This window comes from Arthrobacter sp. 10T413_2 (assembly GCF_056394205.1).
The window spans coordinates 1-12,337 of sequence record NZ_JBFTHK010000128.1; the positions used below are offsets into that span (position 1 = coordinate 1).

The 12,337-nt window shown below is 67.2% G+C and carries 11 protein-coding genes; 8 read left to right on the forward strand and 3 right to left on the reverse strand.

All coding sequences use genetic code 11. The features are described from left to right. Positions 1-125: 125 nt before the first annotated feature. The 3 genes from leuA to AC1DBQ_RS17025 all read left to right on the forward strand — a co-directional run bounded on the left by leuA (position 126) and on the right by AC1DBQ_RS17025 (position 3,617). Positions 126-1,865 carry a 2-isopropylmalate synthase gene (gene leuA, locus AC1DBQ_RS17015; protein ID WP_476929633.1) on the forward strand — a complete coding sequence of 580 codons (1,740 nt, stop codon included), beginning with the start codon at positions 126-128 and terminating at the stop codon, positions 1,863-1,865. A gap of 127 nt (positions 1,866-1,992) precedes the next feature. Beyond that, entirely contained in the window at positions 1,993-2,745 is a 753-nt protein-coding gene (recO, locus tag AC1DBQ_RS17020) for a DNA repair protein RecO (RefSeq protein ID WP_476929634.1), read from the forward strand. A gap of 20 nt (positions 2,746-2,765) precedes the next feature. Next, positions 2,766-3,617 (forward strand): isoprenyl transferase, encoded by an 852-nt coding sequence (locus AC1DBQ_RS17025; RefSeq protein WP_476929635.1) that lies wholly within the window; start codon positions 2,766-2,768, stop codon positions 3,615-3,617. Positions 3,618-3,620: 3 nt separating this feature from the next. Here the strand turns inward: AC1DBQ_RS17025 and AC1DBQ_RS17030 are convergent, their stop codons facing one another. After that, positions 3,621-4,607: an alpha/beta hydrolase gene (locus AC1DBQ_RS17030; protein ID WP_476929636.1), complete on the reverse strand. Its 987-nt coding sequence runs from the start codon at positions 4,605-4,607 to the stop codon at positions 3,621-3,623. Positions 4,608-4,642: 35 nt separating this feature from the next. Beyond that, on the reverse strand, positions 4,643-6,337 hold the full coding sequence (locus AC1DBQ_RS17035) for an FAD-binding dehydrogenase (RefSeq protein WP_476929637.1): 1,695 nt from the start codon (positions 6,335-6,337) through the stop codon (positions 4,643-4,645). Between the two features lie 149 nt (positions 6,338-6,486). Between AC1DBQ_RS17035 and AC1DBQ_RS17040 the strand changes: the two genes are divergently transcribed. Beyond that, positions 6,487-7,560 carry a quinone-dependent dihydroorotate dehydrogenase gene (locus AC1DBQ_RS17040; RefSeq protein WP_476929638.1) on the forward strand — a complete coding sequence of 358 codons (1,074 nt, stop codon included), beginning with the start codon at positions 6,487-6,489 and terminating at the stop codon, positions 7,558-7,560. A gap of 95 nt (positions 7,561-7,655) precedes the next feature. On the opposite strand, the gene AC1DBQ_RS17045 is transcribed toward AC1DBQ_RS17040, so the two are convergent. Next, the gene (locus tag AC1DBQ_RS17045; RefSeq protein ID WP_476929639.1) at positions 7,656-8,255 is read right to left on the reverse strand and encodes a DUF3043 domain-containing protein; all 600 of its coding nucleotides are present in this window, start codon (positions 8,253-8,255) and stop codon (positions 7,656-7,658) included. A 105-nt stretch (positions 8,256-8,360) separates the two neighbouring features. Here AC1DBQ_RS17045 and AC1DBQ_RS17050 point away from each other — a divergent pair, with 105 nt between their 5' ends. The 4 genes from AC1DBQ_RS17050 to AC1DBQ_RS17065 form a co-directional block, all read left to right on the forward strand. Beyond that, complete coding sequence (locus AC1DBQ_RS17050; RefSeq protein WP_476929640.1) at positions 8,361-9,791, forward strand: M20/M25/M40 family metallo-hydrolase; 1,431 nt, start codon at positions 8,361-8,363, stop codon at positions 9,789-9,791. Positions 9,792-9,950: 159 nt separating this feature from the next. Further along, positions 9,951-10,340: a HesB/IscA family protein gene (locus tag AC1DBQ_RS17055; RefSeq protein WP_476929641.1), complete on the forward strand. Its 390-nt coding sequence runs from the start codon at positions 9,951-9,953 to the stop codon at positions 10,338-10,340. A gap of 264 nt (positions 10,341-10,604) precedes the next feature. Continuing rightward, positions 10,605-11,420, forward strand: coding sequence for an aa3-type cytochrome oxidase subunit II (ctaC, locus tag AC1DBQ_RS17060; RefSeq protein WP_476929642.1), 816 nt, complete (start codon positions 10,605-10,607; stop codon positions 11,418-11,420). A 10-nt stretch (positions 11,421-11,430) separates the two neighbouring features. Beyond that, positions 11,431-12,337 (forward strand): cbb3-type cytochrome c oxidase subunit I (locus tag AC1DBQ_RS17065; protein ID WP_476929643.1); only part of this gene is annotated, 907 nt, incomplete at its 3' end.

Below are 12,337 nucleotides of genomic sequence, written 5' to 3' on the forward strand. Positions count from 1 at the left end.
CTGCTTCTTCTTAGCTGACGCGGCGAGGCCTCAGACGCGATCTAGCGCAAGGCCAACCCTCGCTGCGGAGTTTGTGTTGCCCGGCCACCCTTTCACCAAGAATCAAAGAAAAGGCCCCGATAGTAATGCGAAACGCACAGAAGCCCTCAGGAATGCMGGTCCACCGTTACATCCCGTTCCAGGACCAGATCACCGTTGAACTGCCGGACCGCACCTGGCCGGACAAGATCATCACCAAGGCCCCGMGCTGGTGCGCTGTGGACCTGCGCGACGGCAACCAGGCCCTCATCGATCCCATGAGCCCGGCCCGGAAGCTGAAGATGTTCGACCTGCTGGTCCGGATGGGCTACAAGGAGATCGAAGTCGGGTTCCCCTCGGCGTCGCAGACGGACTTCGACTTCGTCCGGCAGCTGATCGAGGGCAACCACATCCCCGACGACGTCACGATCCAGGTGCTGACCCAGGCCCGTGAACACCTGATCGAGCGGACGTATGAGTCCCTGGTCGGCGCGAAGCAGGCCATCGTCCACCTCTACAACTCCACGTCCGTCCTCCAGCGCCGCGTGGTCTTCAACCAGGACGAAGACGGCATCCTGGACATCGCCCTGCAGGGCGCCCGGCTGTGCAKGAAGTACGAGGAAACCCTCGCCGACACGCACATCACCTACGAATACTCGCCCGAGTCCTTCACCGGAACCGAGCTGGACTACGCCGTGCGCGTCTGCAACGCGATCGCCGACGTCTTCGAGGCATCGGCGGACCGCCAGGTCATCATCAACCTGCCCGCCACGGTCGAGATGGCCACCCCCAATGTCTACGCCGACTCCATCGAGTGGATGAGCCGGAACCTGCACCCGCGGGAAGGCATCATCCTGTCCCTGCACCCGCACAACGACCGMGGTACCGGCGTCGCCGCCGCCGAGCTCGGCTACCTGGCCGGCGCCGACCGGATCGAAGGCTGCCTCTTCGGCAACGGCGAACGGACCGGCAACGTGGACCTGGTGACCCTGGGCCTGAACATGTTCGTCCAGGGCATCGATCCCATGATCGACTTCTCCAACATCKACGAAATCCGCCGCACGGTGGAGTACTGCAACCAGCTGCCGGTCGCCGAGCGCGTACCGTACGGCGGGGACCTCGTCTTCACCGCGTTCTCCGGCTCGCACCAGGACGCCATCAAGAAGGGCCTGGAAGCCCTCGAAAAGGATGCCGCCGCCGCCGGCAAGGACGTCGCCGACTACACCTGGCAGGTCCCGTACCTGCCGGTCGACCCGAAGGACCTCGGCCGCAGCTACGAGGCCGTCATCCGCGTCAACTCGCAGTCCGGCAAGGGTGGCGTAGCCTACCTGCTGAAAAACGAGCACAACCTGGATCTGCCRCRCCGCGCCCAGATCGAGTTCTCCGGCGTCATCCAGAAGCAGACCGACACCGTGGGCGGCGAGGTCAGCGGCRCCCAGCTCTGGCAGGTTTTCYAGGACGAATACCTGCCGTCAACGGCCGCCGACACCCAGTGGGGACGCTACGCGCTCGGGGCGATTGGCACCGAAACGGACGAGGCCKGGGCGATGACCCTGACCGCGTCGCTGAAGATCGACGGCGCCCAGGTCCGTCGCACCGGCACCGGCAACGGCCCCATCGCGGCCCTGCTGAGCATCCTGCGCGAGGACGGCGTCGACGTCCGCGTGCTGGACTACAGCGAGCACGCCCTGTCCGAGGGCGGCAGCGCCCTGGCCGCCGCGTATGTCGAATGCGCCGTGGGCGAGCGGGTGCTGTGGGGTGTCGGGATCGACGCGAACACCATTACGGCCTCGCTCAAGGCGGTCATCTCGGCCGTGAACCGGGCCATCCGGGACGCCCGCGCCTGATTCGCCCCTTGACACAGCTGAGGCACAGCGCACTGCGCCGCCGGAACCTTCCGGCGGCRCAGTCTTCTTTGCGCCAACAGGGCGTTGCCCGTGCCGTGTTTCCGCACAGAGAGTGCGAAGATTAACTGTGGTCCAACAATCCTTTGCAGCGCGCGCCTACCGGGATGACGCCGTCGTACTGCGCACCCACAAGCTGGGCGAGGCGGACCGGATCATCACGTTGCTAACAAAGCATCACGGACAGGTCCGTGCGGTGGCGAAGGGTGTCCGCCGCACCAGCAGCCGTTTCGGCGCCMGGCTGGAGCCGTTCATGGTGGCCGATCTTCAACTGATTTCCGGCCGCACGCTGGACGTTGTGACGCAGGCCGTGGCCAAGGGCGCCTACGGCGGCAACATCGCCGCCGACTACGGCCGCTACACGGTGGCCGCGGCCATGACCGAGACGGCGGAGAGGCTCACCGACGTCGACGGCGAAGCCGGCACCGCCCAATACAACCTGCTGGTCGGAGCGCTGGCGTCGCTGAGCCGGGGTGACCACGCCCCCGAACTCATCCTGGACTCGTATCTGCTGCGCGCTCTCGCGACCGGCGGCTGGGCGCCCAGCTTCACCGACTGCGCCCGGTGCGGTGCACCCGGGCCCCACACCGCCTTTTCCGCACCGCTGGGCGGCATGKTCTGCCCCGAGTGCCGCCCGCCGGGTTCCCCGGCGCCGGCCGCGGAAACGGTGCTCCTGCTGGGTGCCCTGCTCACCGGGAACTGGACGACGGCGGATGCCTCGGCGTCCGTTCACCGGCGGGAAGCGGCCGGCCTGGTGGCCAGTTACCTCCAGTGGCACCTGGAGAGAGTCCTGAAATCCCTCAAACATGTGGAGCGAACGTAGAAGTGGCATTGGGAAGAAGCTTGGGAAGGAACCTGGAGAAGAGCCAGGCAAAGCAGGGCGCGGTCCGGCGCCGGACCGCCCCAGTGGTGGCCCCCTACCCGCACCCGTCCGGCGCTGTTCCGCCCGCCATCCCCGCGGAGTTCATTCCGCGGCACGTCGCGATCGTCATGGACGGCAACGGCCGCTGGGCCAACCAGCGCGGCCTGCCCAGGATCGAGGGCCACAAGGCGGGGGAGCCAGCCCTCCTGGACGTCATGGCAGGCGCGATCGAACTGGGGATCGAGCACGTCAGCGTGTACGCCTTCTCCACCGAGAACTGGCGCCGGTCCCCGGAGGAGGTGCGCTTCCTCATGGGATTCAACAAGGACGTGCTGCGCCGGCAGCGGAACCAGCTCGATGAGTGGGGGGTCCGCATCCGCTGGTCCGGACGGCGCCCGAAACTGTGGGGCTCGGTGATCCGCGAACTCGAAGAGGCCGAGGACTACACCCGCGGCAACAGCACCTGCACCCTGAACATGTGCGYCAACTACGGCGGACGCGCCGAGATCGCCGATGCCGTCGCCGCGATCGCGGAGGAAGTGGCGCAGGGCCGGCTCAAGCCGGGGGCCATCACCGAACGGACCATCCAGAAGTTCCTGGACGAGCCCGACCTGCCGGATGTTGACCTGTTCCTGCGCAGCTCCGGCGAACAACGGCTCTCCAACTTCATGCTGTGGCAGTCCGCCTACGCCGAATTCGTGTTCCTGGACACCCTGTGGCCGGACGTGGACCGGCGGACGCTCTGGGACGCCGTCGAGATCTATGCCCAGCGCGACCGGCGGTACGGCGGAGCGGTCGACGCCGCTCCCGCCACGGGCAGCCAGGGCGCCTGAGCCTCAGTCGAACACGTACGCCCTCATCCAGCGGGACAGCCGGGAATAGGCGTCCGCGCGGACCCGGGGTGCCGAGAGGAAGACGTCGTGCAGCGCGCCGTCGATCCGCTCCAGCGTGACGGTGCGGCCCAGGCTCAGGGCGCGCAGGGCGATTGTGTTGACGTCCAGGACCGCGTCGGTGCGGCGCATGGACTCCTTCCAGAACATCCCGTTGGCGCTGGCCGCTGAGATGAGCACGAGGATGGGTACGTMGATGGTCAGGCCGCGGGCCACCTTGGACTGTCCGGAGAGCACCGCGCTGAGCCAGCCGGCACGGACMGGAAAGGCATGCGGCGGACGGTAGGCGTMGTCCAGTGCCCATTCGCCCTCAGCCGCGCTGCTGATGCTGCGCCAGTAGAAGGCCCGCTCCGGCAGCCGGATCACCGACTCGGGCCAGAACCGGGCGAAGGGCTCCACCATGGTCCGCGCGGCGCGGCGMAACGCCGGGCTGCCATGGACTTCMAGCCACGGACTGTCCAGGACCAGCTGCGACGCCACCCCCGGGTRCCGGTCCGCCCATAGTGCCGCGATCAGGCCGCCGGTGGAGTGGCCCATGAGCGCCAGTTGCGGTGCCGCGCCGGCCGGCCGGAGTGAGCCGATGATGCCGATCGCCGCCGTGATCTCGGMGTCGTAGTTGTCCAGGTCCGCGACGTAGCCGCCGTGGGTTCCCGGCCGGAGGCTGCGGCCGTGGTTGTGCATGTMCAGGGCGAAGAACTCAAAGCCCTTGCCGGTCCAGAACTCCGCAAGTTCCTCGTTGAAGAAGTAGTCACTMCACCCGTGCAGGAACAGGACCGCCCGCGCCGGCAGCGCGGTTTCTGCCCCGGGGGCGCCTCCCTGCCCGGCGGGGGTGTGGCGGACCAGGGTGGCGGTGCGCAGTACGCCGTCTGGGCCGGCCGCCTCGAAGGCACATGCCTGGAAATCGTCCCCCAGGATGTCGGTCTGCCACTGCATCGACATTCCTCCCATGCTGCTGACTGTACTGCTGACTAGGCGGCCAACGCCGCGGCGCGGCCCGCAGAKCGTCCGGAGAAGAGGCACCCGCCCAGGAACGTCCCCTCAAGTGCGCGGTAGCCGTGGATTCCGCCGCCGCCGAACCCGGCGGCTTCACCGGCCGCGAACAGTCCCGGCACGGGCTGACCGGCGGCGTCCAGCACCCGCGACTGCAGATCCGTGTGGAGCCCGCCGAGGCTCTTGCGCGTCAGGACCGAGAGCCGGACGGCAAGCAGCGGCCCGTGCCGCGGATCCGTGAGCCGGTGCGGTGGCGCCACCCGCATGATCTTGTCCGTGGCGAAGCGACGGGCGGCCCGGATGGCGGCCAGCTGCGGATCCTTGCCCAACCCGCTCGAAAACTGCCGGTCGCGGGCACGGACAAGGCGCTCCAGTTCCGTGGCAGCAATGAGCCCGGCGCCGGTAAGGTCATTCATCTTCCCGGCCAGCCCGGCGGGGGTCTTGGCCTGCAGGAAGTCGACCCCCCGGTCCAGGAACCGCTGGAGCGGCGAGTCGCTGCCCGGCCGCAGCCGCGAGGCCAGCAGCCGGACGTCCTTGCCCGTGAGATCCGGGTTCTGCTCGGAGCCGGAAAGCGCGAACTCCTTMAGGGCAATCGTCCTGTTAAGGACGAACMACGAATGGGCATGTCCGGTGGCCAGAATGTGGCGCAGCGCCCCGAGGKAGTCGAAGCCGGGAAACAGGGGAGGGGGCAGCATCCGCCCCCTCGCATCCAGCCACAGGGCCGAAGGCCCGGGCAGGATCCGGATGCCGTGCCGCGGCCACACCGKGGAATGGTTATGGATACCCTCCGGGTAGTGCCACATCCGGTCGCCGTTAATGAGGTTCCCGCCGGMCAGGCTCACGGCCGGCAGGAAGTCTCCGTCCACCGAGTCGGGCACACCGCTCAACATCGTTTCCGGCGCCCCGCCTCCGGGCCACTGTCTGCGGACCGACTCGTGGTTCCCGCCGATCCCGCCGGTCGTGACCACGACGGCTGCGGCCGCGGCCTCGAAGTTGCCGGACMGGTGTCTGGAGGATTTTTCGCCACGCCCCGCGGCGCTGGGCGCGAGCAGCTCGCCGCGGACGCCGCTGATCCGGCCCGCGGTCTTGATGAGCCCGGTGGCGCGGTGCCGGAAATGGAAGCTCACGCGTCCGGCGTCAACGCCTTCACGGAGTTTGGCCAGGAAGGGCGCCAGCAGGGCGGGTCCCGTGCCCCACGCGACGTGGAAGCGCGGGACCGTGTTGCCGTGGCCGTMCGGGCCGTAGCCGCCACGTTCGGCCCACTGCACCAGGGGAAACAGCCTGACGCCCAGCGAGGCGAGCCAGGCGCGCTTTTCCCCGGCCGCGAAGTTCACGTACGCCGCCGCCCACTCCTTCGCCAGCGCATCCTCGGGCCGGTCGAATCCGGCGGACGCGTGCCAGTCGGCGAGGGCCAGCTCTTCACTGTCCCGCACGCCGAGCCGGCGCTGTTCGGGGGAGTTGACCAGGAAGAGGCCGCCAAAGGACCAGTGTGCCTGGCCGCCGACGGATGCCTCCGGCTCCTGATCCAGCACCGCCACCCGCCGGCCGCCCGCATACGCCTGCGCCGCCGCCACGAGCCCGGCCAGGCCCGCGCCGACCACCACGACATCGGCCACTATCCGGCGCCCCGGCACCCCACGGCTGCCCGTCCCGACACCATCATTGCTGGTCATGGCTTCATGCTAACGCGMCCMGGCGCTCTTGGGCCGCCGCATCCACGGCAGGGGGCACTGCAGCTGCAAAGGCAGTCATACCCCAGTCACAACGGTCGCCCGTGGTGCGCTGGTTTGGTCTGGACGGCCCGAACCGGAAAACTAGAGGCATGCGCGTATATCCCACATTCTTCCGGCTGGCCTTCTCATGGATGGACGCCGAACGCGCCCATAGAATCGGGTTCAAGGCCATCCGGMTGGCCCACAGCTGCGGCGCCGGCCGGGTGCTGCAGAAGTTCACCGCCCCGGCGGCGTCCCTGCAGACCGAGGCGTTTGGCCTGACCTTCCCGTCGCCGTTCGGCCTCGCGGCCGGCTTCGACAAGGAGGGCCACGGCATCGAGGCGCTCACCGAGCTGGGCTTCGGCCACGTGGAAGTCGGCACCATCACCGGCCAGGCCMAGCCCGGCAATCCGGCACCCCGGCTCTTCCGCCTCGTGGAGGACCGGGCCGTCATCAACCGGATGGGGTTCAATAACGACGGCGCCGCGGCGGTGGCTCCGCGGCTGAAGTCCGCGCGGGCAGCCCTGCAGCGGCACTACCCCGGCGTGCGGCCCGTGATCGGGGTCAACATCGGCAAGAGCAAGGTGGTGGGACTCGAGGATGCAGTCTCCGACTACCTGATCAGCGCACGCAGCCTCGCCCCGGCCGCCGACTACCTGGTGGTCAACGTCAGCTCGCCCAACACGCCCGGGCTGCGGCTGCTGCAGGACGTTGAGACCCTGCGCCCGCTGTTGACTGCTGTCGGCGAGGAAGCGGACAAAGCCGCCGGCCGCCACGTTCCTCTTCTGGTCAAGATCGCACCCGACCTCAGCGACGAGGACATCGACGACGTCGCGCGCCTGGCGCTGGACCTGAAGCTGGATGGCATCATCGCGACCAACACCACCATCGCCCGCACCGGACTCTCAGCCATCCCGGACAAGGTCGAGGCCTGCGGGGCCGGGGGACTCTCCGGGGCGCCCTTGAAGAAGCGGTCGCTGGAGGTCCTGGCCCGGCTTAAGTCCGTTACGGGCGGCGCACTGACCCTCGTCTCCGTGGGCGGCGTCGAAACCGCCCAGGATGTGCAGGCGCGGCTGGACGCCGGCGCCACCCTCGTTCAGGGCTACACGGCGTTTCTGTACGAAGGCCCGTTCTGGGCCGCCCGCATCAACCGGCTGCTGGCCACGCACCCGAGCCGGCGCTAAGCCGCCACGGGCCGGGCCGCCTGCCCCGCGCGACGAAGCCCCCGGCAGTATGAACTGCCGGGGGCTTCGTGGTTGGAAATCCTAGGGACGAATGATCAGACKGGGAACTCTCCGCGGCTGACCTGCGGCTTGGGCAGGCGCAGGCGGCGGAACTGCAGGGAGCGCATCGAGCCGTACCAGACGGTGCCGCGTTCCACCTCGCCGAACTTCTCGCTGAGCCGCTTCTTGAGCTTGCGGGAGAGGATGAAGACATCCACGAAGACGGCCAGGAACATGACCCAGAAGGCGCCCAGGACGTAGATCATCTGCTGGCTGGAAGCCGGCACCAGCAGCGAGATGACCACGAACAGGAGTGCCCCGAACATGAGGTACTCGCCCAGGCTGAAGCGGGCATCGACGTAGTCACGGGTGAAACGCTTCTGCGGACCCTTGTCGCGCACCGGCAGGAACTTCTCGTCACCGCTGTCCATGGCCTGCCGCATCTTGAGCCGCTGCTCCGTGACGGCGGCGCGCTCGGCCGCCTTGGAAGCCTTGCGGTCTTCCGGCACGAGCGGCCGCTTGCGGGCGGCCTCCTGGGCGCTCCGCTTGGGCGTGGGCGCGCCCTTGCCGGTCACGGTGCCCMGGGCTGCCGCCTCGGCCGCCTGCTGGTCAACTACGTTCTGCGCCGCGGGCGCTTCCTTTTTTCGTCCAAACACCCCTAAAGAATACCCCGCAGATCCCGGCGCGAGACCCAGCACACACGCGGTCGGCCACGCCCTGACACTGTTTGCCGTGATCCAGCACACGGTAGTGTTTTCGCCATGACTTCATCAACCGCGGGGAACCCGCAAACCACCATGGACCACGCCGGCACCATCGATGCCGAGGCCCTCCGCCAGGCCGTGTCGGAATCGTTCGATGAAACGATCAGCCGGCTGACGGACCTTGTCGCCATTCCGGGCATCGCCTGGCCCAGCTTTGACCCGGCGCCGCTGAACCGCAGCGCAGACGCCGTCGCCGGCCTCGTGCGCGCCAGCGGCTTCGAAGACGTCCGGATCCTCCGCTGCGACAAGGAAGACGGAACGCCAGGCGGGCCCGCCGTCGTCGCCCGCCGCCCGGCCGCCGCCGGCARGCCCACCGTTCTGCTCTACGCCCACCACGACGTCCAGCCCACCGGCGATCTCGCGCTGTGGGAAACCGACCCCTTTACCGCCGTCGAACGCGACGGGCGGATCTTCGGCCGCKGCGCCGCGGATGACAAAGCGGGCATCCTGGCCCACATCGCCGCGTACTCCGCCGTGACGCGCGTGCTCGGGGACGAGCTTGGCCTCGGCGTGACATTCTTCTTCGAAGGGGAAGAAGAGGCCGGCTCGCCGACGTTCCGGACATTCCTCGAGACCCACCGCGAACTGCTGCGCGCTGACGTGATTGTCGTGGMCGACTCCAGCAACTGGAAGGTCGGCATCCCGGCCCTGACCACGAGCCTTCGCGGCCTGGTGGACGGCACCATCGAGGTCAAGGTGCTGGACCACGCGGTGCATTCGGGCATGTTCGGCGGCCCGGTGCTTGACGCGCCGACCCTGCTGTCCCGCCTGATCGCGACCCTTCACGACGCCGACGGCAGCGTCGCGATCGAGGGCCTCGTKAGCCGCGACGACGTCACCGTGGACCTGACCGAAGAGGAATACCGGGCGGACGCTTCCGTGCTCGACGGCGTCAAGCTCGCCGGCACAGGGAGCATTGCCTCACGCATGTGGACCAAGCCGGCCCTGTCGATCATCGGTTTTGACGCTCCGGCCGTCGACGTCGCGTCCAATACCCTGCTGCCGCGCGCCCGGGCCAAGTTCAGCCTGCGGCTGGCTCCCGGCCAGGATCCGGCAGCCGCCATGGAAGCCGTCCGCAAGCACGTCGAAGCCAATGCGCCGTTTGGCGCGCACGTGGTGTTCACGCCGGGGGAGAGCGGCAACTCCTTCTTGACGGACACGGCCTCCAAGGCCGCGAGCGTGGCCATGTGGGCCCTCGGCGAAGCCTGGGGYGTGCCGGCGGTGGAAATGGGGATCGGCGGGTCCATCCCGTTCATCGCGGATTTGACCGAGCTGTACCCGGACGTGCAGATCCTGGTKACCGGAGTCGAGGATCCCGATTCCCGGGCCCACAGCGCCAATGAATCCCTGCACCTTGGCGACTTCCGGAACGCGATCATCGCCGAGGCCCTGCTGCTGGCGCGCCTCAACGAGGAAGGCGCGCTCTAACCCCCGTTCCCGGGGAACATCCAGCGTGCTGGGACGGTTACGTCAGGAGTTAGAGCTACAGGGCTGATCGACGTAGCATGTAGCTATAGCCCATACCGTTTAAGTAGGGGCGGGCACCGTGGAAGCGGGGCCGCCACCACCGTTGCAAGAAGGTAGGCCATGAGCACTACAACCAATGAAAACAGCGCCGACGCCACGGCCCCCGAGGCCGGCGAGCTGGCCACGCACGAAGTCATGCTGACTGACGTCGCGGCCGGCAAGGTCCGCAGCCTCCTCGAGCAGGAAGGCCGCACTGATCTGCGCCTGCGCGTTGCCGTGCAGCCCGGCGGTTGCTCCGGCCTGATCTACCAGCTCTACTTCKACGAGCGCCTGCTCGACGGAGACGCTGTGCGCGACTACGACGGCGTGGAAGTCGTCGTCGACAAGATGAGCGTTCCTTACCTCAGCGGCGCCAGCATCGACTTCGAGGACACGATCTCGAAGCAGGGCTTCACKATCGACAATCCGAATGCCGGCGGCTCCTGCGCCTGCGGGGATTCTTTCCACTAATTCCTTCCACTAAGGCCGGGCATATTGCCCGGCCTTAGTGCCGTCCGGGCCTCAACGAGCGGCACCCGGAAAAAGGTCCCGACGCACGGCGCGGACATGTGGGCGAAAACTCCCGGGGAGCGGTAAGCTCTACACCGAGTAGTAAAACTTTTCGTTTGCCCTGCCCGTAATTCGCGGGGCAACAGCAACAAGTAGGAAGGGCCGTCTGTKAGTTCGCAGAACCGAACCGGCAGCCGACGCAAACAGATCACTACGATCACTGGCTTGGCACTAGCCGGCGCGTTGGCTTTGACTGGATGTTCACCAGAGGTACAGAGGGGCTGGTTGCCCACCGAACGTGGCACCACCAGTAATACTGACCGCATCATGGACCTCTGGGTCAACTCATGGATTGCCGCGCTGGTCGTCGGCATCATCACCTGGGGCCTGATGATCTGGTGCATCGTTGCTTACCGTCGCCGCAAGGGCACGGTGGGCTTCCCCCGTCAGAACAGCTTCAACCTTCCCCTGGAAGTGTTCTACCTGACGATCCCGCTCTTCATGGTCCTGGTGTTCTTCTACTTCACCGACCGCGACCAGCAGCAGATCGATGACCGCTCCAAGCCGGCCGACGTCGTCGTCGACGTCCGCGGCAAGCAGTGGGCATGGGACTTCAACTACAAGAAGGGCGACGTCATCACCGACGACGTCCATGAAGCCGGCGTCCAGGCCCACCTGACCGGTAACGACGTGGACAAGGAAAAGCTGCCCACCCTTTAMCTGCCGGTCAACAAGTCGGTTGACCTCGAACTGAATTCCCGCGATGTCATCCACTCCTTCTGGGTGCCTGCGTTCCTGCAGAAGCGTGACATGATCCCCGGCAAGACCAACTACATCCGGTTCACTCCCACCAAAGAGGGAACCTACGACGGCAAGTGTGCCGAACTTTGTGGCGAGTACCACTCCGAAATGCTGTTCCGCGTGAAGGTTGTCTCCGACTCGGAGTTCCAGGCGCACATGAACCAGTTGCGCCAGGACGGGAACACCGGCCTGCTCGGTGACGAGTACGACCGCAACCCGGTCCCGACCGAAACCAAGTAAGGGGAGCGACGTGGCAACTTACACTCAATCCGCCGGGATCCTCGAGGCTCCCGTAGTACCCAAATCCAAGGGACGCATCGTCGTCAACTGGATCACCTCGACCGACMACAAGACGATCGGGTACATGTACCTGATCGCGTCGTTCATCTTCTTCTGCTTCGGCGGCAYCATGGCGCTGCTGATCCGTGCCGAGCTCTTCGAGCCGGGCATGCAGATCCTGCAGACCAAAGAGCAGTACAACCAGCTCTTCACCATGCACGGCACGGTGATGCTCCTGATGTTCGCGACGCCGCTCTTCGCCGGCTTCACCAACGTCATCATGCCCCTGCAGATCGGTGCACCCGACGTCGCGTTCCCGCGACTGAACGCACTGGCCTTCTGGTTCTTCCTCTTCGGTTCCACCATTGCGGTGTCCGGATTCATCACCCCGCAGGGTGCCGCGTCCTTCGGCTGGTTCGCTTACGCGCCGCTGTCTGACACGACGTTCAGCCCCGGCGTGGGCGGTGACCTCTGGGTCTTCGGCCTGGCGCTCTCGGGCTTCGGCACCATCCTCGGCGCCGTCAACTTCATCACGACGATCATCTGCATGCGTGCCCCGGGCATGACCATGTGGCGCATGCCGATCTTCACCTGGAACGCCCTCGTGACGTCCATCCTGGTCCTGATGGCCTTCCCGCCGCTGGCCGCCGCACTGTTTGCGCTCGGTGCCKACCGCCGGTTTGGCGCCCACATCTTCGACCCGGCGAACGGCGGTGCCGTCCTCTGGCAGCACCTGTTCTGGTTCTTCGGCCACCCTGAGGTGTACATCATCGCCCTGCCGTTCTTCGGCATCGTCTCGGAGATCTTCCCGGTCTTCAGCCGCAAGCCGATCTTCGGCTACAAGGGCCTGGTCTACGCGACCATCTCCATCGCTGCAC